The 24,823-nt window shown below is 64.2% G+C and carries 29 protein-coding genes and 1 riboswitch; of the genes, 11 read left to right on the top strand and 18 right to left on the bottom strand.

Going from position 1 to position 24,823, the window contains the following annotated elements; all coding sequences use genetic code 11:
• The first annotated feature begins 67 nt into the window (after positions 1-67).
• Genes ACE3OO_RS05000 through ACE3OO_RS05020 form a run of 5 tightly spaced genes read left to right on the top strand, consistent with a single transcriptional unit; the run spans position 68 to position 4,030 of the window.
• Positions 68-253, top strand: coding sequence for a DUF1289 domain-containing protein (locus ACE3OO_RS05000; RefSeq protein ID WP_374300365.1), 186 nt, complete (start codon positions 68-70; stop codon positions 251-253).
• Positions 253-1,203 carry an ABC transporter permease gene (locus tag ACE3OO_RS05005; protein WP_374300367.1) on the top strand — a complete coding sequence of 317 codons (951 nt, stop codon included), beginning with the start codon at positions 253-255 and terminating at the stop codon, positions 1,201-1,203. Before ACE3OO_RS05000 ends, ACE3OO_RS05005 begins: the two co-directional genes overlap by 1 nt.
• Positions 1,196-2,041 carry an ABC transporter permease gene (locus ACE3OO_RS05010; RefSeq protein ID WP_374300370.1) on the top strand — a complete coding sequence of 282 codons (846 nt, stop codon included), beginning with the start codon at positions 1,196-1,198 and terminating at the stop codon, positions 2,039-2,041. Before ACE3OO_RS05005 ends, ACE3OO_RS05010 begins: the two co-directional genes overlap by 8 nt.
• Positions 2,042-2,045: 4 nt before the next feature.
• Entirely contained in the window at positions 2,046-3,038 is a 993-nt protein-coding gene (locus ACE3OO_RS05015) for an ABC transporter ATP-binding protein (RefSeq protein WP_374300372.1), read from the top strand.
• Positions 3,035-4,030: an ABC transporter ATP-binding protein gene (locus ACE3OO_RS05020; RefSeq protein WP_374300374.1), complete on the top strand. Its 996-nt coding sequence runs from the start codon at positions 3,035-3,037 to the stop codon at positions 4,028-4,030. The genes ACE3OO_RS05015 and ACE3OO_RS05020 overlap by 4 nt, the downstream gene beginning before the upstream one ends.
• On the opposite strand, the gene ACE3OO_RS05025 is transcribed toward ACE3OO_RS05020, so the two are convergent.
• From ACE3OO_RS05025 to ACE3OO_RS05045, 5 genes are all read right to left on the bottom strand, one after another.
• Entirely contained in the window at positions 4,011-4,355 is a 345-nt protein-coding gene (locus ACE3OO_RS05025) for a hypothetical protein (RefSeq protein ID WP_374300376.1), read from the bottom strand. The genes ACE3OO_RS05020 and ACE3OO_RS05025 overlap by 20 nt on opposite strands.
• Before the next feature lie 8 nt (positions 4,356-4,363).
• Positions 4,364-4,696, bottom strand: a complete 333-nt coding sequence (locus tag ACE3OO_RS05030; RefSeq protein ID WP_374300378.1) for a hypothetical protein — start codon at positions 4,694-4,696, stop codon at positions 4,364-4,366.
• A 9-nt stretch (positions 4,697-4,705) separates the two neighbouring features.
• Positions 4,706-5,062, bottom strand: coding sequence for a hypothetical protein (locus tag ACE3OO_RS05035; protein ID WP_374300379.1), 357 nt, complete (start codon positions 5,060-5,062; stop codon positions 4,706-4,708).
• Between the two features lie 104 nt (positions 5,063-5,166).
• Positions 5,167-5,547, bottom strand: a complete 381-nt coding sequence (locus ACE3OO_RS05040; protein ID WP_374300381.1) for a Rap1a/Tai family immunity protein — start codon at positions 5,545-5,547, stop codon at positions 5,167-5,169.
• Positions 5,547-6,323: a competence/damage-inducible protein A gene (locus ACE3OO_RS05045; protein ID WP_374300382.1), complete on the bottom strand. Its 777-nt coding sequence runs from the start codon at positions 6,321-6,323 to the stop codon at positions 5,547-5,549. Before ACE3OO_RS05045 ends, ACE3OO_RS05040 begins: the two co-directional genes overlap by 1 nt.
• Before the next feature lie 59 nt (positions 6,324-6,382).
• Between ACE3OO_RS05045 and sfsA the strand changes: the two genes are divergently transcribed.
• The 5 genes from sfsA to bluB all read left to right on the top strand — a co-directional run bounded on the left by sfsA (position 6,383) and on the right by bluB (position 11,402).
• Entirely contained in the window at positions 6,383-7,075 is a 693-nt protein-coding gene (gene sfsA, locus ACE3OO_RS05050; RefSeq protein WP_374300384.1) for a DNA/RNA nuclease SfsA, read from the top strand.
• Positions 7,076-7,136: 61 nt separating this feature from the next.
• Positions 7,137-7,949, top strand: a complete 813-nt coding sequence (map, locus tag ACE3OO_RS05055; RefSeq protein WP_374304662.1) for a type I methionyl aminopeptidase — start codon at positions 7,137-7,139, stop codon at positions 7,947-7,949.
• A gap of 10 nt (positions 7,950-7,959) precedes the next feature.
• Positions 7,960-8,655 (top strand): DNA repair protein RadC, encoded by a 696-nt coding sequence (radC, locus tag ACE3OO_RS05060; protein ID WP_374300386.1) that lies wholly within the window; start codon positions 7,960-7,962, stop codon positions 8,653-8,655.
• A 35-nt stretch (positions 8,656-8,690) separates the two neighbouring features.
• A riboswitch (TPP riboswitch) is annotated at positions 8,691-8,840 on the top strand.
• A gap of 79 nt (positions 8,841-8,919) precedes the next feature.
• Entirely contained in the window at positions 8,920-10,758 is a 1,839-nt protein-coding gene (thiC, locus tag ACE3OO_RS05065; protein WP_374300387.1) for a phosphomethylpyrimidine synthase ThiC, read from the top strand.
• Positions 10,755-11,402 carry a 5,6-dimethylbenzimidazole synthase gene (gene bluB, locus ACE3OO_RS05070; protein WP_374300389.1) on the top strand — a complete coding sequence of 216 codons (648 nt, stop codon included), beginning with the start codon at positions 10,755-10,757 and terminating at the stop codon, positions 11,400-11,402. Before thiC ends, bluB begins: the two co-directional genes overlap by 4 nt.
• A gap of 320 nt (positions 11,403-11,722) precedes the next feature.
• Here bluB and ACE3OO_RS05075 read toward each other — a convergent pair whose 3' ends face one another.
• From ACE3OO_RS05075 to ACE3OO_RS05120, 10 genes are all read right to left on the bottom strand, one after another.
• Complete coding sequence (locus ACE3OO_RS05075; RefSeq protein WP_374300391.1) at positions 11,723-12,406, bottom strand: hypothetical protein; 684 nt, start codon at positions 12,404-12,406, stop codon at positions 11,723-11,725.
• Positions 12,407-12,432: 26 nt separating this feature from the next.
• The gene (locus ACE3OO_RS05080; protein WP_374300394.1) at positions 12,433-13,062 is read right to left on the bottom strand and encodes a hypothetical protein; all 630 of its coding nucleotides are present in this window, start codon (positions 13,060-13,062) and stop codon (positions 12,433-12,435) included.
• A gap of 397 nt (positions 13,063-13,459) precedes the next feature.
• Complete coding sequence (locus ACE3OO_RS05085; RefSeq protein ID WP_374300396.1) at positions 13,460-14,092, bottom strand: hypothetical protein; 633 nt, start codon at positions 14,090-14,092, stop codon at positions 13,460-13,462.
• A gap of 197 nt (positions 14,093-14,289) precedes the next feature.
• The gene (locus ACE3OO_RS05090) at positions 14,290-14,691 is read right to left on the bottom strand and encodes a F0F1 ATP synthase subunit epsilon (RefSeq protein ID WP_374300398.1); all 402 of its coding nucleotides are present in this window, start codon (positions 14,689-14,691) and stop codon (positions 14,290-14,292) included.
• 23 nt (positions 14,692-14,714) lie between these two features.
• Positions 14,715-16,139 carry a F0F1 ATP synthase subunit beta gene (gene atpD, locus ACE3OO_RS05095; protein ID WP_374300400.1) on the bottom strand — a complete coding sequence of 475 codons (1,425 nt, stop codon included), beginning with the start codon at positions 16,137-16,139 and terminating at the stop codon, positions 14,715-14,717.
• 45 nt (positions 16,140-16,184) lie between these two features.
• Complete coding sequence (locus tag ACE3OO_RS05100) at positions 16,185-17,069, bottom strand: F0F1 ATP synthase subunit gamma (protein ID WP_374300402.1); 885 nt, start codon at positions 17,067-17,069, stop codon at positions 16,185-16,187.
• Positions 17,070-17,095: 26 nt separating this feature from the next.
• Complete coding sequence (atpA, locus tag ACE3OO_RS05105; RefSeq protein ID WP_374300404.1) at positions 17,096-18,625, bottom strand: F0F1 ATP synthase subunit alpha; 1,530 nt, start codon at positions 18,623-18,625, stop codon at positions 17,096-17,098.
• A complete protein-coding gene (locus ACE3OO_RS05110) occupies positions 18,625-19,185 on the bottom strand; it encodes a F0F1 ATP synthase subunit delta (protein ID WP_374300406.1) in 561 nt (186 codons plus the stop codon). The genes atpA and ACE3OO_RS05110 overlap by 1 nt, the downstream gene beginning before the upstream one ends.
• Positions 19,186-19,535: 350 nt before the next feature.
• A complete protein-coding gene (locus ACE3OO_RS05115; protein WP_374300408.1) occupies positions 19,536-20,159 on the bottom strand; it encodes a hypothetical protein in 624 nt (207 codons plus the stop codon).
• A 129-nt stretch (positions 20,160-20,288) separates the two neighbouring features.
• A complete protein-coding gene (locus ACE3OO_RS05120; RefSeq protein WP_374300410.1) occupies positions 20,289-21,065 on the bottom strand; it encodes a hypothetical protein in 777 nt (258 codons plus the stop codon).
• Between the two features lie 260 nt (positions 21,066-21,325).
• Between ACE3OO_RS05120 and ACE3OO_RS05125 the strand changes: the two genes are divergently transcribed.
• Positions 21,326-22,366: a helix-turn-helix domain-containing protein gene (locus tag ACE3OO_RS05125; protein WP_374300412.1), complete on the top strand. Its 1,041-nt coding sequence runs from the start codon at positions 21,326-21,328 to the stop codon at positions 22,364-22,366.
• 4 nt (positions 22,367-22,370) lie between these two features.
• Here the strand turns inward: ACE3OO_RS05125 and glpK are convergent, their stop codons facing one another.
• The 3 genes from glpK to ACE3OO_RS05140 are packed head-to-tail and all read right to left on the bottom strand — an operon-like array spanning position 22,371 to position 24,813.
• Positions 22,371-23,864: a glycerol kinase GlpK gene (glpK, locus tag ACE3OO_RS05130; protein WP_374300414.1), complete on the bottom strand. Its 1,494-nt coding sequence runs from the start codon at positions 23,862-23,864 to the stop codon at positions 22,371-22,373.
• Positions 23,865-23,880: 16 nt separating this feature from the next.
• Entirely contained in the window at positions 23,881-24,129 is a 249-nt protein-coding gene (locus ACE3OO_RS05135) for a DUF1272 domain-containing protein (protein WP_374300416.1), read from the bottom strand.
• A gap of 15 nt (positions 24,130-24,144) precedes the next feature.
• Positions 24,145-24,813, bottom strand: coding sequence for a bifunctional 4-hydroxy-2-oxoglutarate aldolase/2-dehydro-3-deoxy-phosphogluconate aldolase (locus ACE3OO_RS05140; protein ID WP_374300418.1), 669 nt, complete (start codon positions 24,811-24,813; stop codon positions 24,145-24,147).
• Positions 24,814-24,823 lie beyond the last annotated feature (10 nt).

Below are 24,823 nucleotides of genomic sequence, written 5' to 3' on the forward strand. Positions count from 1 at the left end.
GCATTTTGCGGTCATCCAAGCCCCTCACGGGCCTGTGAATTCCGCTCCTGGGTGCCATAATTTCGCCATGATCGACGACCCGCCGCCCTCCCCCTGCACCAAGGTGTGCAGCATCGACCGCCGCACCGGCTGGTGCCTGGGCTGTTTCCGCACCGGCGAGGAAATCGGCGCCTGGCCGGCGCTGGACACCGTCGGCAAACAGGCCCTGCTGGAGCGGCTGGCCGACCGGCGGCGGCAGGCGGACCCCTCCTGATGCCCGTTTTCCTGCTCAAGCGCTTCGCCACCCTGATTGCCACCCTTCTGGCAACCTCGGTGGTCGTGTTCCTGGTGCTGGAAATCCTGCCCGGCGACCCGGCCCTGCTGGTGCTGGGCATCGATGCCACCGACGATCAGCTCGCCGTGTTCCGTCATGAATACGGCCTCGACCAGCCGGTGCTGGATCGTTACCTGGGCTGGCTCGGCGCCCTGCTGCAGGGTGATTTCGGCATCTCCTATGCCTACAAGACGCCGGTCTGGCCGCTGATCGCCGAACGGCTGGCGCTTACCTATCCGCTGGCGCTGTTCGCCATGCTGATCACCGTGGTTCTGGCGTTGGGCCTGGGCGTTTTCGCCGCCGCGCAGCATAACAGGGCCGGCGACGTCGTGATCATGGGCATCAGCCAGCTCGGCATCTCGATTCCGAATTTCTGGTTCGGCCTGCTGCTCATCCTGCTGTTCGCCGTGAATCTCGGCTGGCTGGCGGCCGGCGGCTTCCCCGGCTGGCGCGCCGGCTTCGGTCCGGCGATGCTCAGTCTGATCCTGCCCGGCATCTCGCTCGCCGTGGTGCAGGCCGCCATCCTGGCCCGCATCACCCGCTCGGCCGTGCTGGAAGTCCTGCGCGAGGATTTCGTGCGCACGGCGCGCGCAAAAGGCTTAAGTCGCAGCCAGGCCCTGTGGCGCCATGTGCTGCGCAACGCCCTGATCCCGGTGATCACGGTGATCGGCCTGCAATTCGGCAACCTGCTGACCGGAACCATCGTGGTCGAACAGGTCTTCTCCCTGCCCGGCCTCGGCCGGCTGGTCTTCCAGGCGATCAGCAATCGCGATATCGAGGTGGTGAAAGCGGCGGTCATCCTGCTCGCCTTCACCGTGGTCGCGGTGAATTTCGTGGTCGATGTGCTCTATGCAGTGATCGATCCGCGACTGAAGGGCCGCGATGTCTGAGACCGTACTCATGCTGCGCCGCGCCCTGCGGCATCGCAGCTTCGCCGTCGGCGCCCTGCTTTCAGGATGCGTGTTCGGCATGGCGTTGCTGTCGCTGATCTGGACGCCCTATGCGCCGACCGCGATGAATATCCGCAAGCGCATGGCCCTGCCCTCGGCCGAACACTGGCTGGGCACCGACAGTTTCGGGCGTGATGTGCTGTCGCTGATTCTGGCTGGGGCACAGAATTCCCTGCTGGTGGGCCTGGTCGCCGTTGGCATCGGTCTGCTGGCAGGCAGCGCGCTGGGCCTGCTGGCCGCGGCGCGGCGCGGCTGGATCGAGGAACTGGTGATGCGCTTCGCCGACTTCACCTTTGCCTTCCCCGCCATCCTCTCGGCCATCCTGCTCGCTGCGGTATTCGGTCCCAGCACGATGAATTCCATCGTCGCCATCGCCATTTTCAACATCCCGGTTTTCGCCCGCGTGGTGCGCGGCTCGGCCAATGCGGTCTGGTCGCGCGACTACATCCTGGCCGCGCGTAGCGCCGGCAAGGGCGGCTTTCGGATCACCCTGGAGCATGTGCTGCCCAATATCCTGGCCGTGATTGTCGTGCAGGCGACCATCCAGTTCGCGCTGGCCATCCTGGCCGAGGCGGCGTTGTCCTATCTCGGGCTGGGCACCCAGCCGCCGACGCCGTCCTGGGGCCGCATGCTGAACGAGGCGCAGACCATGGTGTTCCGCGCGCCTTATCTGGCGGTATTTCCCGGCATGGCCATCGCCATCGCCGTACTGGGGTTCAACCTGCTGGGCGACGGCCTGCGCGATCTGACCGATCCGCGCCTGTCGCGACAACGGTAACGCGATGGACCGGCCGCTTCTCGCCGTGCGCGATCTGCGCGTGACGCTGACCACCGCCCGCGGTCCGGCCGAAGCCGTGCGCGGACTGGATTTCAGCCTCAACCGCGGCGAGACACTCGGCATCGTGGGTGAATCGGGCTGCGGCAAGTCGCTCACCGCGCTGGCCCTGATGGGATTGCTGCCCGACAATGCCCGCGCCGATGGCCATGTGCTGTTCCATGGCGAGGACATCCTGCAATACGACGAGCGCCGGCTGTGCGGCCTGCGCGGCAATCGCCTGGCGATGATCTTCCAGGAACCGATGACCTCTCTGAATCCATTGCACCGCATCGGCGACCAGATCGCCGAACCGCTGCAACAGCATCTGGGGCTGAACCGCCGGCAGGCCTATGAGCGCGCGGCCGAACTGCTGGACCGCGTCGGCATTCCCAATCCGCGCGCGCGGCTGGATTCCTATCCGCACCAGATGTCGGGCGGCCAGCGCCAGCGCGTGATGATCGCCATGGCGCTGGCCTGCGACCCCGACATCCTGATCGCCGACGAACCGACCACGGCGCTGGATGTCACCATCCAGGGCCAGATCCTCGACCTGATCCGCAGGCTGGTGGACGACAGCGGCATGGCCCTGATCCTGATCAGCCACGATCTCGGCGTGATCGCCGAAACCGTGGATCGCGTGCTGGTGATGTATGCCGGCCGCGCCGTCGAGACCGGTCCGGTGCACGAGGTCTTCGCCGGCCTGCGCCATCCTTACGCGCGCGGCCTGTTCGCGGCCATGCCGCGCCTCGCCCCCGGCATGCCGCATCCGCGACCCCGCCTGCCGACCATCCCCGGCGTGGTGCCCGACCTGCGCGACCTGGGCGGCGCCTGCGCCTTCGCCCCGCGCTGCGCCCTGGCCGAACCGCGCTGCGGCAGCGACTTCCCGCCCTTTGTGGAGGTCGGGCCGCAGCATGGTGCCGAATGCTGGCGCACCGACATGACGCAGGACCGGCCATGAACGCGCTGGTCGAGATCCGCGATGTGCACAAGGCCTATCCGCTGCCACGCGCCATCCCGTTCGCGCCGCCGCAGAAGGTCTATGCCGTCAATGGCGTATCGCTGGATATCAGGCCCGGCGAGAATCTGGGCGTGGTCGGTGAATCGGGGTGCGGCAAATCCACATTGGCGCGGCTCGTCATGGCCCTGGAGACACCCGATCAGGGCGCAATCCGCATCGATGGCCGTGATCTGAACAGCCTGACGGCTGCCGGCCTGCGCGCAGCGCGCCGCGATTTTCAGATGGTGTTCCAGGACCCGTATGGGTCTCTCGATCCCCGCCTGACCGTTGCCCGCATCGTGGCCGAGCCGCTGGATGCGCTGGAGCATCTGGGAAAAGCCGAGCGACACCTGCGCATTGCCGAAGCACTGGAGACCGTCGGCCTGCGGCCCGGCGACATGGACAAATATCCGCATGAATTCTCCGGCGGCCAGCGCCAGCGTATCGCCATCGCCCGCGCCCTGATCACGCGGCCGAAACTGATTGTCGCCGACGAGGCCGTCTCGGCCCTGGATGTCTCGGTGCAGGCCCAGGTACTCAACCTGATGGCCGAATTGCAGGAACGCCATGGCGTGACCTACCTGTTCATCAGCCATAACCTGGCCGTGATCGATCAGCTCTGCCCGAAGGTGGCGGTGATGTATCTCGGCCGCGTGGTCGAACATGGCGATACCGCCACGGTCTTCGCCCGGCCGGCCCACCCCTATACCGAAGCCCTGCTGGCCGCCCTGCCGCAGCCGACGCCGCCGGCACCGGGCCAGCGTCGCCGTCATGCCCTGCTGCAGGGCAATCCGCCGAACCAGACGGCGCTGCCGACGGGCTGCGCCCTCGCCGAGCGCTGCCGCTACGCCGATGCATCCTGCCGCAGCCAGGCGCCGGCCCTGCGGCGTATGCCCGATGGCCGCGCAACAGCCTGCCACAAGGCCGAGGAACTTATTTCGGCGCCGGCGTGATCGGTTTTGGCGTGATCGATTGCAGCGTATAGCCGCGCTGGCGCATGCAGTAATCGGTCAGCTCGTACTGGCGCGGCCCGCGGGCGAAATAGGATGGCGATTCATTGCCGCCGAAAAATGGCGACCCCGGAAAGCCCTGGTTGAAGCCGGTACCTGTCCAGGGTGGATAGAGCGGGTGTGACGACGAACTCTCATCCAGTGCCTGCCGGGCTGCGATCTGCCCGCATTCCTTTTCGTCCTTGTCGCGCTGCGCCATGGTCGTGTCGCTGCGCACCCATTCGGTCTGGGCCGTGACACAGGCTGCAAGACAGAGAGGAAGCAGCAATGCACGCCTCATGGCTTGGCCACCGGCACGAGCACATAGCCGCGCTGCTGCATGCAGTATTCGGCCAGTTCATACTGCCGGGCGCCCCGCCGGCTGTAGGATACATTGCGGCCGCCGCCATCCGGCCCGCCATCCTCGATGAATTGCGTGTCCCGGTAGGGCGGGTATTTTGCCCCGGAAGCAAAGCTTTCATCGAATGCCTGATAGGCGGCAATGGCCTCGCAGTCTTTCTCGTCAGCCTGTCTTTGCGCAGCACTGGTATCCGGCCGCGACCATTCCGTGGTCGGCGCACAGGCCACCAGGCAGGTGGCGATGATCGTCGCGTAACCGGCAAGGCGCATCCGGTTCTCCTATTGCTGCACCGGCATCAGGCGGTAGCCCCGGGCGCGCAGGCAGAATTCCTGCAATTCGCTCTCACGCTGGCTGCGCCACATGAAAGAGTCGGAAAAGCCGTAGCGTGGCCCGGAATACCCCCATGGATATGGCCCGAAAGAACGGCCATAGGGATACCCATAATAGCCGTAAGACGAAGCGAACAGGCTGTCGCGGAATGCCTGGTCACGGGCCAGCGCCGCGCATTCCCGGCTGTCCTGTTCGGCATCGGCCAGCGAAGTATTCGGCCGCTGCCAGGCCAGCGGCGGGCCACAGGCCGTCAGCGGGCCGACCAGCAGGATGAGGACAAGAGGCACGAGGCAGGTGCTGCGCATGGCATATCCGTCTGCCGGTTCCAGCCGGCCGACATGATGATAGTCCAGCCAGACTGGGAGGCGATTGCGGCATAATCAGGGCCGCGCCGGGCCTCGTCGAGGCCCTAATCCCCCTGGCAGGGATAGGCATCGGCCAGGGCCAGTTTCACCGCCTGGATGGCATCCGCCCCCATCTGGTCGGTATTGTCGCGGGCCCATTCGACGAATTGCTGCCGCAGCATGCTCGCCGGTGCCTCGCGCGGCGCACAGAACCAGGTCAGGTCCTTGCCCTCCGCCACCGCCAGTTCATAGATCGCCACCGCACCCTGCAGATACCGCAGGCAGCCGGCGAGCCGCGCGGTGCCATCGCCGCCATCGCACAGGGCCTGCAGGTCCTTGGCCAGAAAGCGCGGCGGCGGCTGGAGGGCAGCCGGGGTCTGCTGCTGGGCGGACGCGGAAAAGACAAAAGCCACGGCCAGAACCGCGGCGCTGGAGAAACGGCGCATCAAACGATCTCGTTCTCGAATGGCTCGCCGCCCATGCGGCGGAAAATCGCATACATCGCTTCCGAGGCGGCATCCAGCCGGGTCTTGTCGGTCGAACGCAGCACGATGGCGGTGGACGCCTTGCCGGAACGGAAGGCGGGATAAGACCCCATATCCACATCGGGATACTCGGCCTGCAATTTGCCCAGATCCTCGGCCACGGCGCCCTCGGGCACCAGCGCCAGCACGGTGCGCGACAGCAACCTGTCGCCGCCGACGAGGCTGGGCGTCACGCTGGTCACCATGGCCTGGAAGATCATCGGCACACCGGCCATCACCATGACGTTACCGATCCGGAAACCGGGCGCCGCCGAAACCGGATTGTCGATCAACGTAGCGGTATCGGGAATGCGGGCCATGCGCAGGCGGGCGGCATTGAGCATGCCGGCCTCGTAATGCGCCTCCAGCCGGCGGCGGGCTTCCGGATGAATATCGATGCCAACGCCGAAGGCCTTGGCGATGCAGTCGGCCGTGATGTCGTCATGGGTCGGGCCGATGCCGCCCGAGGTGAAGACATAATCGTAGCGCGCGCGCAGGTCGTTCACGGCCGCGATGATCGTCTCTTCGATATCGGGCACCACGCGCGCCTCGCGCAGGCGGATACCCAGATCAGTGAGCCGGCCGGCCAGGAAATGCATGTTGGCGTCGCGGGTGCGGCCCGAGAGAATCTCGTTACCGATCACCAGCATGGCTGCTGTCACGATCTTGGGGGTCACGATCTCGGGCGTTTCCGTCATGGCGCACAGGACATAGCACGCGCTGGACGGGCAGACCAGCCGCCGCTATAGCCGGGAATATGGAGTTTCCCCAAGCCCTCACCCCGGCCATCCTGCTGCGGCGCTATAAACGCTTCCTCGCCGATGTGCGTTTCCCCGACGGCCGCGAGGCCACCGTGCATTGCCCCAATCCCGGCGCCATGCTGGGGCTTGATATGCCGGGCAGCCGGGTCTGGCTGAAACCCGGCCGTGGCAAACTCGCCTGGGGCTGGGTGCTGGCCGAGGCCGATGGCGCACTGGTGGGCATCGACACCACCCTGCCCAACCGCCTGGTGGCCGAGGCTCTGGCCCAGGGCCGCATCACCGAGCTGGCGGGTTATGACACCCACCGTCCGGAAGTCGCCTATGGCGGCAACAGCCGGGTGGACTTCCTGCTCTCCGGCCCGGGCCGGCCGGACTGCTATCTGGAAATCAAGAACGTGCATCTGATGCGGCAGGCAGGCCTGGCCGAATTTCCCGATTGCGTGACAGCGCGCGGGGCCAAGCATCTGCGCGAACTGGCTGCCATGGTGGCGGCCGGCCATCGCGCCGTGATGCTGTTCCTGGTTCAGCGCGGCGATTGCGCCAGTTTCCGCATCGCGGGCGATTGCGACCCTGGCTATGCCGCCGGGTTCATCGAGGCTAGGAATGCCGGGGTCGAGGCGCTATGTTACGCATGTCATGTTACGGAGGCTGGCATTGCGTTGGACCGGCCCTTGTCGATTGATCCGTAAGACACTGATTTTACAATAATATTGGATTTTTGCCGTGAACCAGACCCAGGCCCGCGCCATCATCGACACGGACGAGGACGACGACCTCCGCCCCGGCGCCATCCGGCTGCACAGCCCGGCGGATTTCGAGGGCATGCGCAAGGCCGGCCGCCTGGCCGCGGAGACGCTGGACTACATCACGCCTTTCGTGGTGCCCGGCGCCACCACCGGCAGGCTGGATGAGTTGTGCCACAATTTCATCGTCGAGCATGGCGCCGTGCCGGCGCCGCTGGGCTATCGCGGCTTTCCGAAATCGATCTGCACCTCGGTCAACCACGTGGTCTGCCACGGCATCCCGGGCGACAAGGTGCTGGAGGATGGCGACATCCTGAACATCGACGTCACCGTGATCCTCGATGGCTGGCATGGTGATACCAGCCGCATGTTCCTGCTGGGCGATGTGGGCGTGAAGGGCCGCCGTATCTGCGACATCACCTATGAAGCGATGATGCGCGGCATCGAGGTGGTGAAGCCCGGCGCCACCACCGGCGATATCGGCCACGCCATCCAGACCTTCGTTGAGAAGGAACGCTTCTCGGTGGTGCGCGATTTCTGCGGCCATGGCCTCGGCCGGATTTTCCACGAGCCGCCCAACATCCTGCATTACGGCGAACCCGGCACCGGTGTGCCGCTGAAGGCCGGCATGTTCTTCACCATCGAACCGATGGTGAATGCCGGCAAGTGGCAGGTGAAGCTGCTCTCCGACGGCTGGACGGCCGTGACCAAGGACCGCTCGCTGTCGGCGCAGTTCGAGCATTCCATCGGCGTGACCGAAACCGGCTACGAAATCTTCACGCTCTCGCCCAAGGGCTGGCACAAGCCGCCTTATGTATAAGACGGGTTGATTGGCAGAAGCGGACGAAACCGAAAAACCCCATTATCACGGCCATCGCGCAAGATTGCGGGCCCGCTTCCTGGAAAGCGGCGGCGCCGGCATACCCGATTATGAAATCCTCGAACTGATCCTGTTCGGCGTGTTCCGCAACGGCGACGTCAAACCGCTGGCCAAGGCGCTGATCGCGGAATGCGGCTCGCTGGGGGCCGTGCTGTCGGCACCGGCGGAACGGCTGGCAAAAGTGCCGGGCTGCGGCGAGGCGGTGATCGCCGCGCTGAAAGTCACCCGCGAGGCGGGGTTGCGGCTGCTGAAGGAAGACGCCATGCAGCGGCCGGCGATCTCCAACTGGCAGGCCCTGCTGGATTACTGCCGCGCCGCGCTCCAGCATGAAGGCATCGAGCAGTTCCGCATCCTGTTCCTCGATCGCAAGAACCAGATCATCGCCGACGAGGCGCAGCAGCGCGGCACCGTGGACCATACGCCGGTTTATCCGCGCGAGGTGGTGAAGCGTGCCCTGGAGCTGAATGCCGCCGCCCTGATCCTGGTGCACAACCATCCGAGCGGCGACCCGACGCCATCGCGCGCCGATGTCGAGATGACGCGCCAGGTGCGGCAGGCTGCCGCCGTGATGGGCATCGAGCTGCACGATCATCTGATCGTTGGCCGCAAGGGCCATGTGTCCCTGCGGGAGAAGGGGCTGATCTGACGGGTTGACCCGGCAGCCACCCTGCGCCACCATCCGCCTTACCGAGGGGGGCGCCGCTAGGGCGCTGAGATTCGGCCGGCAGGTTCATTTCCTGCAACGCCGTGACCCTGAGAAATCGCGCAGATGCGCGGTTTCGTGAACCTGATCCGGGTCATGCCGGCGGAGGGAACGGTCGTTCAGGCGCGCCAGCCATGCTCGTCGCCTGCATTCCGCGAACATCCACCACATCCCGGATTTCCTGTCGTCAAACGAGAAGGAAATCCCATGGACAAGATTTCAGACGCTCCCAATTTCCGGATAACCACGGGCCCGCTGCCGGCCTCGGCCAAGGTCTATCAGCCCGGCCATCTTTATCCCGAGCTGCGCGTACCGCATCGCGAGATCGCCACGCATCCCTCGGCCAATGAGCCGCCGCTGCCGGTCTACGACACCTCCGGTCCCTATACCGATCCCGAGGCCGAGATCGACATCAACAAAGGCCTGCCGCGCTGGCGCACCGCGCTGATCGCAGCACGCGGCGATGTCGAGGCCTATGACGGCCGCGCCGTGCAGGCCGCCGATAATGGCGGCAATGCGTCCGTTCCCGCCTTCCCCCACCATCCACGTCCACTGCGCGCAAAAGACGGTGCCGCCGTCACGCAGTTTGAATACGCCCGGCGCGGCATCGTCACGCCGGAGATGGAATATGTCGCGATCCGCGAAAACGAGGCGCGGAAAGAGCTGGCCCAAAAAGATCAAAAGCTGCGCGATGGCGAAGACTTCGGAGCCAGCATCCCCGATTTCGTGACGCCCGAATTCGTGCGCGAGGAAATCGCGCGCGGCCGCGCCATCATCCCCTGCAACATCAACCATCCGGAACTGGAGCCGATGATCATCGGCCGCAATTTCCTGGTGAAGGTGAATGCCAATATCGGCAACTCGGCCGTCACCTCCTCGGTGGCCGAGGAAGTCGACAAGATGGTCTGGGCGATCCGCTGGGGCGCGGATACGGTGATGGACCTCTCGACCGGCCGCAACATCCACAACATCCGCGACTGGATCATCCGCAATTCCCCCGTGCCGATCGGCACCGTGCCGATTTATCAGGCGCTGGAGAAGGTGAACGGCAAGGCCGAGGACCTGACCTGGGAGGTCTATCGCGACACCCTGATCGAGCAGGCCGAGCAGGGCGTGGATTATTTCACCATCCATGCCGGCGTGCGGCTCAGCTACATCCCGCTCACCGCCAATCGTGTGACCGGCATCGTCTCGCGTGGCGGGTCCATCATGGCGAAATGGTGCCTGGCGCATCATCGGGAGAATTTCCTCTACACGCATTTCGAAGAAATCTGCGACATCATGCGGGCCTATGACATCAGCTTCTCGCTGGGCGACGGCCTGCGGCCGGGTTCGACGGCGGATGCCAACGATGCCGCGCAGTTCGCCGAGCTGGAAACCCTGGGCGAGCTGACCAAAATCGCCTGGGCGAAGGGCGTTCAGGTGATGATCGAGGGGCCGGGCCATGTCGCCATGCACAAGATCAAGGCCAACATGGACAAGCAGCTCAAAGCCTGCGGCGAGGCGCCCTTCTACACGCTGGGGCCGCTCACCACCGATATCGCGCCGGGCTACGATCACATCACCAGCGGCATCGGCGCGGCGATGATCGGCTGGTATGGCTGCGCCATGCTCTGCTACGTCACGCCGAAGGAGCATCTGGGCCTGCCCGACCGCAACGACGTGAAGACCGGTGTGATCACCTATCGCATCGCCGCCCATGCCGCCGATCTGGCCAAGGGCCATCCCGGCGCGGCGCGGCGCGACGACGCGCTTAGCCGCGCGCGGTTCGAATTCCGCTGGGAGGACCAGTTCAACCTGGGCCTGGACCCCGAGACGGCGGCCCAGTTCCACGACCAGACCCTGCCCAAGGAGGCGCACAAGACGGCGCATTTCTGCTCGATGTGCGGGCCAAAATTCTGCTCGATGAAAATCAGCCAGGAGGTGCGCGACGCCGCCCGGCAGCAGAATGATATCGCCGCGCCAATAGATGCTCAGGGGGGCATGGCGGAGATGGCGGAGCGCTTCCGCAAACAGGGCGGCGAGATATATCATCCGGAGCGATGAAGGCTGTTTCGCCACCCGTTTTCGACGATGCCTTTCAGGACAAGCTCAAGGAGCTGATGGCCTGGCGGCGCGACGTGCGCCATTTCAGGACCGATCCGGTGCCGGGCGAACTGATCGCCCGGCTGCTGGAGGTCGCTGCCCTGGCGCCCAGCGTCGGCAACAGCCAGCCCTGGCGCTTCGTGCTGGTGGAAGACGCGACGCGGCGGCAGAAGGTGATCGCCAATTTCGAAGCCGCCAATGCCGAGGCGCTGTCGGACTACAGCGGCGAACAGGCGAAGCTCTATGCCTCGCTCAAACTCGCCGGCCTGAAGGAAGCACCGGTGCATCTGGCCGTCTTTTGCGACGAGGGCACGGCGCAGGGCCATGGCCTCGGCCGCCGCACCATGCCCGAGATGCTGGACTATTCCGCCGTGATGGCGGTCTACGGTTTCTGGCTGGCGGCGCGCGCCCACGGCCTGGGCGTGGGCTGGGTCTCGATCTTCGAGCCGGAGGCGCTGGCGCGCGATCTCGACGTCGAGCTGGACTGGAAGCTGGTGGCCTATCTCTGCGTCGGCTGGCCGGAGGACGAACAGGCGACGCCGGAGCTCGAACGCGCCGGCTGGGAGCATCGGCGCGGCGTGGAAAGTTTTATCATCCGGCGATGACTCTGAATGTGTCATGGCACGCTTTAGGCGTGCCATCCACGCGTTCATTTTTTATCGAGCAAAAAACAACTCGCAGATGCCACGGCCAAGCCGTGGCATGACGGCTGTGATGAAGACCTATTCACGATGGTCAACAGCGTTTAGAACAAAAATGGTACATCAGATCCAAAAATCAAGGCCCGGTTTTGAGGCGGGCCTTAAGACGTGGATGGCCGGCCAAGAAGCTCTTCTTGGGCCCGGCCATGACACTAAACTTACAATGACGATGGGCGCTGTTACGCCGCCGCCTCGAGCATCGCCGTGTATTTCTCGATCTGCGCCTAGTCACCGGGCTGAACCGGGATGTTGTCTCGGTTATGAGGCAACATGCGTACCGGACTGTTGGACGCCTGAACGTCATCCCAGCAAGCCATGGTCGCCACATAGGCAGGTGACTTCCGAGCCTCGGAGACCTCGATCTCACAATGGAGCAACCGGACAAATTCGGGAACCCTTCGACGCATGTCCCTCATCAGGGTCGCCGGGTCTATCAAAATATAGAATGCGGCATAGCCAATAATTACTGCGAGGAAGCCTGATCGCAGTAATACGTAGAACGTGGCCTTGGCGGAGAGCGGGTTCGACTTTGGCGAGAAAACATTAACCACGTCAAAGAAATTCAGATACCAGAAAAGAAAGTAGGCATATCCGAGATACGCGGTCGCCTCGCTGGCGGTCATGAAAACAAATTCGGCAATCTTCAACTGTATCGGGCTGGCCGACCCGGTGAAGATAGCACCTAACGCAAGTCCTGATAGGGCGGCCCCGCCCCCAAAACAGTAGCCAATCCCCTTGAGCAGATCGGCGAGCAGTTTTCGGTGCCGGGCGAGCAGCGTTCCACTGGGATCGATATCGCCAACATCGGTTGCTGCGAGATTGTCCTCTTGCCAGAGGCGGAACCGGCGCCATCGATCGATGACCCATCGGAAATTGATACGGATGAAGTGGTGCAGATTTCCCAACATGATGGATCAGCTTTGGTTTTATGCAGTTACATTTTGGCTTGCCGGAGGGGAAATACAGGCTGAATGATAGGCTCCCGCCCCGTGATGTCCCTATAGATAGCAGCAAGCTTCAAGCGAATATCAGGGAAATGGGAAATGCCGTACCCGCAAAACATTTCAAGGAATGATTGGTCATCGTCCAAATAGGTGATGAGTCTGCCACGCATATCTTCGAGGTCGACAAGTGTGGTCTGGAGTTCCTGCATCGACTTGAAAAGCGGCCCTCCTAGGCTGGCAGCATCGAGCATATGCTTATTTAAAGCGTCTCTCATGACGGATGGAATCATTGATTGGGAATGAAGATGGTTATTCGAAAAGAAGCACTCATATAAAACGTTTGCTGATTTTGTGAAGCGGACTTTATGTACGCAGTCAAAGTCTACTTCCTCACTTTCTTTCAACTCCTCGCTTTGTTTAATGTCCTTACACAAATGTTCGAGTTGGTCGACGGCACGGATATTCTCCAGACATTCTCGTTCAAGGAGCTGGACGATCCCGCGGTGTTTGCGAGCATCGGCCTGCCTGCGACGCCGGTATTCCAGCCCCTCTTTGATGAGAAATAAGCAGATGGCGCATATCACTGTAATCGGAAGTATAGTGGTTAGCTCGGGCATCATTTGGCTCTCGGCAGATTGGTCGATTGGATTCGGCTGTCATAAAAATTAGCAGACCTGCAGAATTGGTTTCCACCGAAGGATTGCCCGAGTCCTTAACCTTGCCGGCCTTTCAGATCGAGCGTGCGACTAATGCGAAAAAGCAGCTCAGGGTTCACCTCCAGCCTCGACCCCAGTGGGGCAACTAGGAGTGCCCTATAATTGATTGCTCCATCCTTCGCAGTGCCCGCAACCGGTATCGAAAAGCTTTGGCACGAGCCTCTTGGACAGTACGACGCGGTCCAGAACGACGGCTTTCAGAGCCTAAGAGGTTCTTGGTGGTGAACAGATCACGTGGAGACTAGAGCGCCGCGACTGGGAACACCGGTACGATATGACCAAGCAGATTCTGAACTGATAACTAAAAATATTGTTTCTGAAGCTTCGAGAACTCACTCAAGCGACGAAAAATATCGCCAAGATAAGAAGCCATTTCCCGATCAAATCCCAACTGCACTAATTCTGAAGCAATGTAAGACTCGGATAGGCGCTGTCGATTCCGACACTGAAGTACGAATTCGTAATATCGCTTCCAGTCCAAGGGATGAAGCACCGCTTTGTTTGCAAGATTGGCAAATCGGTAGAGACCCTCTTTACCAAGGAGTGTCAGTTGCGGCTCTCTGTAGGGGCTTTTGACCTGCCGCAATCTATGTCGAGTGTCGTGTTTTTTATTGTAGCGTGAAAGCAGTGGGCGTAGCGACTGCTGCATATCGGCCAAATAAGCCACTGCAGTCTGATAATTCCGGCTTTCAAAAATTCTAGGCTCCAACTCAACCCAAATACATTTTGCCTCGTCTCCCACACGATGGAAGGCGATTTGACAATTCGCCGTTGGGCTGAACTTCAAGAAATCAATGCTAGAGTCGCCGGCAGAGATGTAGCCTCGAACATACGAGTCACCAAATATTTCGCGAACAATCTCCTCAAAACGGTCAATGAATTGCTTGGCCCCATAGTTAGCGGCGATACGCAGGTGAGGGAGAGGGATGCCCATAGCTGTCTCTTTGCCAACAATATTCAGAGCATCGTCACTTATTCACGATGATTAACAATAACAGTGAACATAATAGGAACATTCATTTCAAAAATCAAGGGCCATTTTTGACATGGCCCTTAAGACGTGGATGGCCGGCCAAGAAGCTCTTCTTGGGCCCGGCCATGACACTAAACTTACAATGACGATGGGCGCTGTTACGCCGCCGCCTCGAGCATCGCCGTGTATTTCTCGACCTGCGCATTGGCACGAGCCTTGGCGTGGTCGTCCTTGGCGTCCTCGACGTCCTCGCGGGCGTCTTTGAGCATCTGCTCGACCTTGGCGCGGTCGAGCTGCTTCACCGGCACGGCCTCTTCGGCCAGCACGGTGAGCTTGTCGTTGGCGATCTCGGCAAAGCCGCCGGCGACGAAGATGCGCTCGGCGACGCGGCCATCGACCGTGACCTCGATGACGCCGTTGCGGATCGTCGAGATCAGCGGGGTGTGGCCCGGCAGCACGCCGAAATCACCGCCCTCGCCCGGCACGACGACCATTTCGGCGTCGAGAGCCAGGAGCAGCTTCTCCGGCGATACCAGTTCGAACCTGACGCTATCCGCCATGGCTTAACTCCTTACCTTGCGGCTCAGGCCGCCTCGGCCGCCAGCTTCTTCGCCTTGGCAATCGCCTCGTCGATGGTGCCGACCATGTAGAAGGCCGATTCCGGCAGATGGTCGTGCTTGCCTTCGACGATTTCCTTGAAGCCGCGGATCGTCTCGGCCAGCGGAACCTGCACGCCCGGCGAACCGGTGAAGACCTGGGCCACGTCGAAGGGCTGGCTCAGGAAACGCTGGATCTTGCGGGCGCGGGCGACGGTGAGCTTGTCTTCTTCCGACAGCTCGTCCATGCCCAGGATGGCGATGATGTCCTGCAGCGACTTGTAGCTCTGCAGGATTTCCTGCACGCGGCGGGCGACGTCGTAATGCTCGTCGCCGACGATGCGCGGATCCAGGATGCGCGAGGTGGAGTCGAGCGGATCCACGGCCGGGTAGATGCCCAGCTCGGCGATCTGGCGCGACAGCACCGTGGTGGCGTCCAGGTGGGCGAACGAGGTGGCCGGCGCCGGGTCGGTCAAGTCGTCGGCCGGCACGTAAATCGCCTGCACCGAGGTGATCGAGCCCTTGTTGGTGGAGGTGATGCGCTCCTGCAGGGCGCCCATGTCGGTGGCCAGCGTCGGCTGGTAACCCACCGCCGAGGGGATGCGGCCGAGCAGCGCCGACATTTCCGAACCCGCCTGGGTGAAACGGAAGATGTTGTCGACGAAGAACAGCACGTCCTGGCCTTCCTGGTCGCGGAAGTATTCCGCCAGGGTGAGGCCGGTCAGCGCGACGCGGGCGCGGGCGCCCGGCGGCTCGTTCATCTGGCCGTACACCAGGGCCACCTTGGAACCCGGGCCATCGGTCTTGATGACGCCCGATTCCATCATTTCGTGATAGAGGTCGTTACCCTCGCGGGTACGCTCGCCGACGCCGGCGAACACCGAGTAGCCGCCATGGGTCTTCGCGATGTTGTTGATCAGCTCCATGATCAGCACGGTCTTGCCCACGCCGGCGCCGCCGAACAGGCCGATCTTGCCGCCCTTGGCATACGGCGCGAGCAGGTCGACGACCTTGATGCCGGTGACCAGCACCTTCTGCTCGGTCGACTGGTCGATATAGGCCGGAGCCGGCGCATGGATCGGGGCGGCCTGCTTGGCGTTGACCGGGCCGCGCTCGTCGATCGGCTGGCCGATCACGTTGATGATGCGGCCGAGCGTCTCCTGGCCGACCGGCACCGAGATCGGCGCGCCGGTGTCGGTGACTTCCATGCCGCGGACCAGACCGTCGGTCGAGTCCATCGCGATGGTGCGGACGGTGTTCTCGCCCAGATGCTGCGCCACTTCGAGCACCAGGTGGTTGCCCTGGTTGGTGCAATGCAGTGCGTTGAGGATCGCCGGCAGGTGCCCGTCGAACTGAACGTCGACGACCGCGCCGATAACCTGGGTGATGCGACCCGCTTTGCTCGTAGCCATGATGCTGCTCCGTCCTTCTGTCTCGTTTCTGCCAGCGCGCGCCGTTTACACGGCCTCGGCGCCGGAGATGATTTCGATAAGCTCTTTGGTGATCTGGGCCTGACGCGACCGGTTGTAGACGGTCGTGAGTTTCTTGATCATCTCGCCGGCATTGCGCGTCGCGTTGTCCATCGCGGACATGCGGGCGCCCTGTTCGGAAGCCGCGTTCTCGAGCAGCGCCCGGTAGACCTGCATCGACAGGTTCCGCGGCAGCAGCTGGGTGAGAATGGTTTCCTCGTCCGGCTCGAACTCGTAGATCGCGCCGCTCAGGTCGGGCGCGGCCGCCGCGGCATCGCCGGCCATGGCCGGGATCAGCTGCTGCACGGTCGGCACCTGGCTGATGACCGATTTGAAGTTGTTGAAGAAGACGTGGGCGACATCGAACTCGCCGGCCTCGAACATCGCCACCACGCGGTCGGCGATTTCCTGGGCCTCGGCGAAACCGACGCGCTTCACCTTGGCCAGATCGACGGTGTCGACGATCTTGGCGGCATGGTCGCGGCGCAGCTGGTCGCGGCCCTTCTTGCCGACGCAGAGGATCTTGACCGTCTTACCCTGGGCGGTCAGTTCCTCGATCTTGCGGCGGGCCAGCTTGACGATGGACGAGTTGAAGGCGCCGCACAGGCCGCGTTCGGCGGTGGCGACGACCAGCAGATGCACATCGTCGCGGCCGGTGCCGACCAGCAGCCGGGGCGCGGTATCGCTGCCGGTCTGGCCGGCGGCCAGCGAGGCAAGGATGCCGGCCATACGCTCGGCGTAAGGACGCGCGGCCTCGGCCGCCTCCTGGGCGCGGCGCAGCTTGCTGGCTGCCACCATCTTCATCGCCTTCGTGATCTTCTGGGTCGATTTGACCGAGTTGATCCGAACGCGCAGTGACTTGAGGCTAGGCATGACGCGCTACCCTTCGTTCAGCCGGCTCAGGCGAAGGTCTTGGCGAGCTCGTCGAGCACACCCTTGAGCTTGGCTTCCAGATCCGGGGTCAAAGCCTGCTGCTCGCGGATGCCCTTGAGCAGGTCGGCATGCTTGGAGCGGACCGTGTTCAGCAGGGTCTGCTCGTAGCGCGTGACGGCATTGACCGGCAGCTTGTCGAGATAGCCCTTCACGCCCGAATAGATCGAGACGACCTGCTCTTCGACCGGCAGCGGCTGGTACTGCGCCTGCTTGAGCAGTTCGGTCAGGCGGGCGCCGCGGTTCAGCAGGCGCTGGGTCGCCGGATCGAGATCGGAACCGAACTGGGCGAAGGCGGCCATTTCGCGATACTGCGCGAGCTCGAGCTTGATCGAGCCGGCAACCTGCTTCATCGCCTTGATCTGCGCGGCCGAGCCGACGCGGCTGACCGAGAGGCCGACGTTGATGGCCGGGCGGATGCCCTTATAGAACAGCTCGGTCTCGAGGAAGATCTGGCCGTCGGTGATCGAGATGACGTTGGTCGGGATGTAGGCCGACACGTCGCCCGCCTGGGTCTCGATGACCGGCAGGGCGGTCAGCGAACCGGCGCCGTTCTTGTCGCTCATCTTCGCGGCGCGTTCCAGCAGGCGCGAGTGGATGTAGAACACGTCGCCCGGATAGGCTTCGCGGCCCGGCGGACGGCGCAGCAGCAGCGACATCTGGCGGTAGGCGACGGCCTGCTTGGACAGATCGTCATAGATGATGACGGCATGCATGCCGTTGTCGCGGAAGAACTCGCCCATGGCGCAGCCGGTATAGGGCGCCAGGAACTGCAGCGGCGCCGGCTCGGAAGCGGTGGCGGCGACGACGATGGAGTATTCCATCGCACCCGACTCTTCCAGCGTCTTCACCACCTGCGCGACGGTCGAGCGCTTCTGGCCCACCGCGACGTAGATGCAGAACAGCTTCTTCTTCTCGTCGGCGCCCGCATTGGTCGCCTTCTGGTTCAGGATCGCGTCGATCGCCACGGCGGTCTTGCCGGTCTGGCGGTCGCCGATGATCAGCTCGCGCTGGCCGCGGCCGACGGGCACCAGGGCGTCGAGCGCCTTCAGGCCGGTCTGCATCGGCTCGTGCACCGACTTGCGCGGGATGATGCCCGGGGCCTTCACTTCCACGCGGGCGCGCTTGACGTCGGTCAGCGGGCCCTTGCCGTCGATCGGGTTGCCGAGCGCGTCGACGACGCGGCCGAGCAGGCCCTTGCCGACCGGCACGTCCACGATGGCGCCGGTACGCTTGACGGTGTCGCCTTCCTTGATGCCGCGGTCGTCGCCGAAGATCACGACGCCGACATTGTCGGTCTCGAGGTTCAGGGCCATGCCCTTCACGCCGCCGGGGAATTCGACCATCTCGCCGGCCTGGACCTTGTCGAGGCCATGAACGCGCGCAATGCCGTCGCCGATGCTCAGCACCTGGCCGACTTCAGAAACCTCGGCTTCGGTGCCGAAATTCTTGATCTGCGTCTTCAGGATTTCGGAAATCTCTGCGGCGCGGATGTCCATCACGCAACCCCTTTCATGGCGGTCTTCAGATTATTGAGTTTGGTACGGATCGACGCGTCGAGCATGCGCGAGCCGAATTTGACGACCAGGCCGCCGATCAGGCCGGCATCGACCTTGGCGTCGATCACCACGTTGCCGGCGGCATCCGACGACAACGAAGACTTGATCTGCTGCAGCTGCGCATCGGTCAGCGGCACGGCAGAGATAACCTCGGCCACGGTCTCGCCACGATGATGGCTGAGCAGGCGCTTGAAGCCGGCGATCACGTCGGCCAGCACGAACAGGCGGCGGTTGGTGGCCAGCACGCCGAGGAAGCGGCGCACCAGATCGGCGAAGCCGGCCTTTTCGGCCACGGCGGCGATGGCGCGGGCCTGTTCGTCGCGGCTGAACACCGGCGAACGCACCAGGCGGACCAGATCGGTCGACTGGGCCAGCATGGCCGACACTGTATCGAGATCCTTGGCGACGGCGTCGAGCTGGCCGGCATCGCGCGCCAGATCGAACAGCGCAGTCGCGTAGCGGCCGGCGATGCCGGAGACGAGCGTAGATTCCTGAGCCACGAACGACCCTTCTTCTCTAGGACGCGGAACCGCCGATCGGGACTCGGGCATCACGGCCCGTGCCAACCTCCCGACGCTCCGCATAAGACTTTGAACAGTCTAAGGAATTCACGGGGTGACCACTGCCTTCACAAAGCCCCCCCGGCGCGAAAGCCGCGCTTAACTAGCATACGGGTTTCGGCGGCGCAACAGCGAGGCCGGCGCGCGGCTCTGCGCCTTTCGCCGCAGCGCTCGGACGGGTCATTCGTGCAGCGGCCAGAGCCGGAAAGAGCGGCAAAAACGGGCCAGAACTCGCCAGTAATTGCCAATTATCGACAATTTTGGCCAATCATCGCCAATCCGGCCGCGCATCACCCCCATTCCTCCTCCTCGTCCCGGCCCAAACGCTGGGCGGCGCGGGCGGCGGCGGCCTGCCGCTCCCGCTCCGCCATGCTGGCGTTCACCTGTTCGACCAGTTCCCGGTATTTCTCCAGGGTCAGCACCTCGATCGCCTCGGGCTGCACGGCCTGGGGAGCATCCGGCGGCGGGGCGTCCTGCGCCGCGGGCCGGGCCAGGCCCAGCGCGACCCGCAGCCGCTCGGCAACATGGCCGGTGAGCAGCCGGTCGCCGCGCTCCAGGCCAAGCTGCGCGCCCAGCCATTGCAGCGTGCGGGCATCCAGCTTCTCGGCATCCTGCAGATACCGCACGGTCCGCTCGGCCAGGGCGGCGAAGCGCAGCTGGCCGCGCAGATGCTGTTGCTTGAAGGCCTGGTCGATCAGGCGCTGGAACCGCGGACTGCGCTTGAGGTTGCGGCGGATTTCATGGGCCCGGCAGCCGAGCTGCGCGGCGACCTCCTGCAGGGTCGCGCCACCCGCGATCAGGATCGCCGCATTCTCCCAGTCGACCCGGCGGCGCCGGGGGGAGGACGGGGATGGCGATGCAGGCTGGGCGGCAGGATTGGCAGAAAATGAAGATGGATCAATAACTTCAGGCATATGATGACTCCCGGTATCCGGTATGGGCGTAATTTCCCACCCCCAGATATGGGAACATAATGAGAACATTCAAGAGCCTGCCCCCTGTCCGGGCGCGGCCGGCGGCGGCGAATGCAATAGAATGCAGTATCAGGACAGGCAGGCGGCGGCGCGGGCGACCGACGGACCGGCAATCGCCAGCCCCGCAGAAGCCAGACCGGGAGCCAGACCGGGAGCCAAACCGGGGGACGGCGTTTCCCCGGCGGCCCGGAGCGTCGCCGTGACAAAGGCGTGGCGGTCTTCCAGCGCCTGCTTCTGCACCGACAGCGCGACCAGGCGGGTTTCGACCCGATGCGCGAAACCGTCGAGCAGATACCCGGCAACAAAGGTGTTGGGCGGCGACATCGACAGCCAGTTGACCATGCCGCCCTGCTCGGCCAGCAGGCCCCGCGCCGCATCGGCCAGGCTGCGCGCTGCCGGGCCGGGCGATGCGTCCGGATCCGGGCTGCTCGCTTCCGCGGATGATGCTTCAGCAAAGCCCAGCGCAGGATCGAATCCTTCGTCCCGCAGAAGATTGCGGCCAGCGCTGTTGGCGCGCGCGATGCTTGCCTCGATCCGGCCCACCAGCAGGCCGATGTTGTTGCGCAGGATATCCTGCTCCGGCGCGGCGAGGCCGCGCTCGCCCAGCACGGCGATCTGGCCGCGGATTTTGGCGATCAGCCGCGTGATGTCGTCGAGCGATCCCAGCGCCGCTTCGCATTGCGCGACCGCCGCCTCCAGACCGGCCCGCATCGCCAGGCCGATATCGGCATCATGCAGTGGCAAGGCCGGCTGCGCATCGGCCGCCTGCTGCCAGGGCAATATGCCCGGCTCCGGCAGCGCCGGCGCCATCATCGTTTGAGCATCAAGACCATCCTGCCGATCCATGATCCCGCCCCTTCTGTGGTTGACCATCCCGTTCTGGGATGGCGGAAAACTACCAGAAGGCGCGCAGGCGGAATTGTCCCGGAATCTCGGAAATCTGTCGTTTGCGTCTCAGATTGCCGGCGGTGTCGCACAAAATTCATGCCCCGCGACCCAACCTGCCGTTGCCCCCGGCCACCGGGCATGACCTAATGCCATGCATACAATCCACGGCATTGCCGTGGTCCAGGCGCCAGGCGCCCAAGACATGGGGGATTTTGGGTATGACCGGTCCGATCCCGAGCGCGGCGCTGCTGCCGGGCATGGTGCCCGACGAGGTGCTGCCCGAGCTGTGGCGGCAAAGCCTCGCGGTCTATTACGACACCCGGCCGCTGGACCCCGAGGCGCCGGCCGCGCCGCCCGCGATCCGGCAATACCATCTGGGCCAGGCGCTGTTCATCGACACGCAATTCGATGCCCAGCATTTCCGCCGCGATGCCGCCTGGCTGACCCGCAACAGCGATACCGACCACGTCACGATCCAGTTCTTCGTCTCCGGCCGCAACCGGGTCGTCAATGACGGCCACAGTTTCGTGCAGCAGCCGGGCAACATCACCATGGTCAATCTCGGCCGCGAGGTGATGGCGGAATCGACCGAAGCCGACACGCTGACCCTGATCCTGCCGCGCGAGCTGTTGCAGAATGGATTGCCGCAACTGCTCGACCGCTCGGGTGCCCTGTTCGAGGACAATTCGGCCTCGGCGCAGGTCTTCGGCAATCACATGCTTTCGCTGCGCCAGACCCTGGGTCGGGCCGCCGCCGACGAAGCGGACTCGATCGCGCAGGGCACGCTGGCGCTGCTCGACGCCCTGACCCGCCATCGCGATATCGGTGCGGCGGCGGCGCAGAGCGCGACACTGGCCACGATCTGCCGCCATATCGACCGCAGCCTGAAGGATCCGACGCTGGATGCCGAAAGCCTGTGCCGGGAATTCCGCTGCTCGCGCGCCACGCTCTATCGCCTGTTCCAGCCGCTGGGCGGCGTGCGCGAGCATATCCAGCGCCGCCGCCTGATGGCCTGTTTCCGCGCCATCAGCGCACCGGCCCAGGCGCATCGCCGCATCTTCGATATCGCACTGGATTACGGGTTCAGCTCACCCAGCCATTTCAGCAGCCTGTTCCGCACCCATTTCGGCATGACGCCACGCGAAGCGCGCGAGCGCGGCATCAACCGGCCGGCCCTGCCCGCGCTGGCCGAAAGCGGTACGGCGGAAACCGCCGTGCAGGCGATGTGGGCCTGGGCGCGCGGCCTGGCCGGAAGCTGAACGATCAACCGGATCGTTTGCCCAGCACGCGGCTGACGGCATCCTGCCAGCCGGCATAAAGCCGCTGGCGCGTGGCGGCATTCATGCGCGGCTCGAAACGCCGTTCGCAATGCCAGCCATAGGCCACGGCATCCAGCCCGGAATACACGCCCACCGCCAGGCCAGCCAGATAGGCCGCGCCGAGCGCCGTGGTCTCGATCACGCGCGGCCGTTCCACCGCCACGTCGAGCATGTCGGCCAGGAACTGGCAGAGCCAGTCATTGGCCACCATGCCGCCATCGACACGCAAAGCCGTGGGCGACACCGCGCCATCGGATTTCATTGCCGCCGTGAGGTCACGCGTCTGGTAGGCCACCGATTCCAGCGTGGCGCGCGCGATATGCGCCGCACCGGCATCGAGCGTGAGGCCAAGCAGGGCGCCGCGTGCGTCCGGGTCCCAGTAGGGCGCGCCGAGGCCGACAAAGGCCGGCACCAGATAGACGCCGTGGGTTTCCGGCACGGCGGCGGCCAGCGTGGCGGTTTCGGCGGCGTCTTTCACCAGATGCAGGCCGTCGCGCAGCCACTTCACGGCGGCGCCGGCCACGAAGATCGAGCCTTCCAGCGCATAGGTGGTTTCGCCATTGAGCCGGTAGGCGACCGTGGTCAGCAGGCGGTTTTCCGACCGCACGGGCTTGTCGCCGATATTGACCAGCGCGAAGCAGCCGGTGCCATAGGTGGATTTCACCATGCCGGGCTGGAAACAGGCCTGACCGAACAGGGCGGCCTGCTGGTCACCGGCGATGCCGGCCACCGGAATGGCATGGCCGAGGATATCGGGCGTCGTGATGCCGAACTCGCCGCTGCAATCCCTCACGTCGGGCAGCATGGCGCGCGGCACGTCGAACACCTTCAGCAGCGTGTCGTCCCATGCTTGAGCATGGATGTCGAACAGCATGCTGCGCGAGGCATTGGTGGCATCCGTGGCATGCACGGCACCACCCGTGAGGCGGAACAGCAGGAAGGAATCGATGGTGCCGAAACACAGCTCGCCCTTCTCCGCCCGGGCCCGCGCGCCGGGCACATGATCGAGCAGCCAGGCGATCTTGGTGGCCGAGAAATAGCTGTCGATCAGCAGGCCGGTCTTCTGCTGCACATGATTCCCTAAGCCATCGGCCAGTTTCTGGCGGCAGGTTTCGGCCGTGCGGCGATCCTGCCACACGATGGCGCGATGGATCGGCCGGCCGGTGGCGCGCTCCCAGACCACGGTGGTCTCGCGCTGATTGGTGATGCCGATGGCGGCGATATCGCCGCCACGCAGGCCGGCCTTGGCGACCGCCTCGCGCATCACGCTCTGCACGTCGCGCCAGATGTCCTCGGCGTCATGCTCGACCCAGCCATCGGCGGGGTAATGCTGGGTCAGTTCCTTCTGCGCGACGGCAAGCGGCAGGCCGACGCCATCGAAAACGATGGCGCGTGACGAGGTGGTGCCCTGGTCGATGGCGAGGACAAATTTGCTCATGCCTATTCTACTGCATCTATTCGGCTGCGGCGCAGCCTTCGGCCTTGAACACGCGTTTCGTGCTGGCGGGGTATTTCAGCAGTTTCGATGCCGGGCGGACCGGCCGCGTCACCAGCCCGCCGCCGCAATTGGGGCAGATGCCTTTCAGCCTGCCTTCGCCGCAATCGCGGCAGAAGGTGCATTCGAAGCTGCAGATCATCGCATCCGGCGATTCAGCCGGCAGGTCGGTGTTGCAGCATTCGCAGTTCGGGCGCAGCTCCAGCATCGTCGCCACTCCTCCCTATTGGCCTTTGGCGATCTGCACGGCTTTTTTCGCCAATGCCGTAATGCCGGCCCAGTCGTTTTTCTGCAGCATCTCCTTCGGCGCCAGCCAGGAGCCGCCGACGCTGCTCACGTTGGGCAGGGCGGCATAGGCGGCGAGGTTGGCCTCGGTGATGCCGCCGGTGGGGCAGAAGCGCATCTGCGGGAAAGGCCCGGCGAGGCTCTGCAGCGCCTTGATCCCGCCCATCGCCTCGGCGGGGAAGAACTTGGCCCGCGTGAAGCCCTGCTCCAGCGCGCGCATCACCTCGCTGGCCGTCGCCACCGCCGGCAGGTACGGCAGCCCGGTATCCTTCGCGGTGTAATACAGCGCTTCCGTCGCGCCCGGCGAGATAACGAATTTGGCGCCGGCGAGCTGGCTGGCGGCGAACTGCGCGGCATTGAGTACCGTGCCGGCACCGACCACCGCTTCGGGCACCTCGGCCGCGATGCGTTTGATCGCCTCCAGGGCAGCGGCCGAGCGCAGGGTTATTTCCAGCACCGACAATCCGCCCGCCACCAGGGCCTTGGCCAGCGGCACGGCCTGGCCGGCATCTTCCACCACCAGAACCGGGATCACCGGCGCGCGGCCGAGGATCGCATCGATGGCGGCGGTACGCTCCATGGTCTTCTCACTGGCCTTGTCCGGCATGATTCCTCCC

The sequence above is a fragment of the Ferrovibrio sp. genome (assembly GCF_041906005.1).
GTDB lineage: Bacteria > Pseudomonadota > Alphaproteobacteria > Ferrovibrionales > Ferrovibrionaceae > Ferrovibrio.

What these genes read in the sequence shown, in the direction of transcription:
- ACE3OO_RS05125 (WP_374300412.1), top strand. Translation starts at nt 21,326, where the DNA reads ATGACCGGTCCGATCCCGAGCGCGGCGCTGCTGCCGGGCATGGTGCCC.
- ACE3OO_RS05020 (WP_374300374.1), top strand. Translation starts at nt 3,035, where the DNA reads ATGAACGCGCTGGTCGAGATCCGCGATGTGCACAAGGCCTATCCGCTG.
- ACE3OO_RS05035 (WP_374300379.1), bottom strand. Translation starts at nt 5,062, where the DNA reads ATGCGCAGCACCTGCCTCGTGCCTCTTGTCCTCATCCTGCTGGTCGGC.
- thiC (WP_374300387.1), top strand. Translation starts at nt 8,920, where the DNA reads ATGGACAAGATTTCAGACGCTCCCAATTTCCGGATAACCACGGGCCCG.
- sfsA (WP_374300384.1), top strand. Translation starts at nt 6,383, where the DNA reads ATGGAGTTTCCCCAAGCCCTCACCCCGGCCATCCTGCTGCGGCGCTAT.
- ACE3OO_RS05015 (WP_374300372.1), top strand. Translation starts at nt 2,046, where the DNA reads ATGGACCGGCCGCTTCTCGCCGTGCGCGATCTGCGCGTGACGCTGACC.
- ACE3OO_RS05090 (WP_374300398.1), bottom strand. Translation starts at nt 14,691, where the DNA reads ATGGCGGATAGCGTCAGGTTCGAACTGGTATCGCCGGAGAAGCTGCTC.
- glpK (WP_374300414.1), bottom strand. Translation starts at nt 23,864, where the DNA reads ATGAGCAAATTTGTCCTCGCCATCGACCAGGGCACCACCTCGTCACGC.
- ACE3OO_RS05140 (WP_374300418.1), bottom strand. Translation starts at nt 24,813, where the DNA reads ATGCCGGACAAGGCCAGTGAGAAGACCATGGAGCGTACCGCCGCCATC.
- atpD (WP_374300400.1), bottom strand. Translation starts at nt 16,139, where the DNA reads ATGGCTACGAGCAAAGCGGGTCGCATCACCCAGGTTATCGGCGCGGTC.
- ACE3OO_RS05080 (WP_374300394.1), bottom strand. Translation starts at nt 13,062, where the DNA reads ATGATGCCCGAGCTAACCACTATACTTCCGATTACAGTGATATGCGCC.
- ACE3OO_RS05120 (WP_374300410.1), bottom strand. Translation starts at nt 21,065, where the DNA reads ATGGATCGGCAGGATGGTCTTGATGCTCAAACGATGATGGCGCCGGCG.
- ACE3OO_RS05100 (WP_374300402.1), bottom strand. Translation starts at nt 17,069, where the DNA reads ATGCCTAGCCTCAAGTCACTGCGCGTTCGGATCAACTCGGTCAAATCG.
- bluB (WP_374300389.1), top strand. Translation starts at nt 10,755, where the DNA reads ATGAAGGCTGTTTCGCCACCCGTTTTCGACGATGCCTTTCAGGACAAG.
- atpA (WP_374300404.1), bottom strand. Translation starts at nt 18,625, where the DNA reads ATGGACATCCGCGCCGCAGAGATTTCCGAAATCCTGAAGACGCAGATC.
- ACE3OO_RS05045 (WP_374300382.1), bottom strand. Translation starts at nt 6,323, where the DNA reads ATGACGGAAACGCCCGAGATCGTGACCCCCAAGATCGTGACAGCAGCC.
- ACE3OO_RS05115 (WP_374300408.1), bottom strand. Translation starts at nt 20,159, where the DNA reads ATGCCTGAAGTTATTGATCCATCTTCATTTTCTGCCAATCCTGCCGCC.
- ACE3OO_RS05000 (WP_374300365.1), top strand. Translation starts at nt 68, where the DNA reads ATGATCGACGACCCGCCGCCCTCCCCCTGCACCAAGGTGTGCAGCATC.
- ACE3OO_RS05085 (WP_374300396.1), bottom strand. Translation starts at nt 14,092, where the DNA reads ATGGGCATCCCTCTCCCTCACCTGCGTATCGCCGCTAACTATGGGGCC.
- ACE3OO_RS05010 (WP_374300370.1), top strand. Translation starts at nt 1,196, where the DNA reads ATGTCTGAGACCGTACTCATGCTGCGCCGCGCCCTGCGGCATCGCAGC.
- ACE3OO_RS05005 (WP_374300367.1), top strand. Translation starts at nt 253, where the DNA reads ATGCCCGTTTTCCTGCTCAAGCGCTTCGCCACCCTGATTGCCACCCTT.
- ACE3OO_RS05135 (WP_374300416.1), bottom strand. Translation starts at nt 24,129, where the DNA reads ATGCTGGAGCTGCGCCCGAACTGCGAATGCTGCAACACCGACCTGCCG.
- ACE3OO_RS05040 (WP_374300381.1), bottom strand. Translation starts at nt 5,547, where the DNA reads ATGCGCCGTTTCTCCAGCGCCGCGGTTCTGGCCGTGGCTTTTGTCTTT.
- ACE3OO_RS05030 (WP_374300378.1), bottom strand. Translation starts at nt 4,696, where the DNA reads ATGCGCCTTGCCGGTTACGCGACGATCATCGCCACCTGCCTGGTGGCC.
- ACE3OO_RS05075 (WP_374300391.1), bottom strand. Translation starts at nt 12,406, where the DNA reads ATGTTGGGAAATCTGCACCACTTCATCCGTATCAATTTCCGATGGGTC.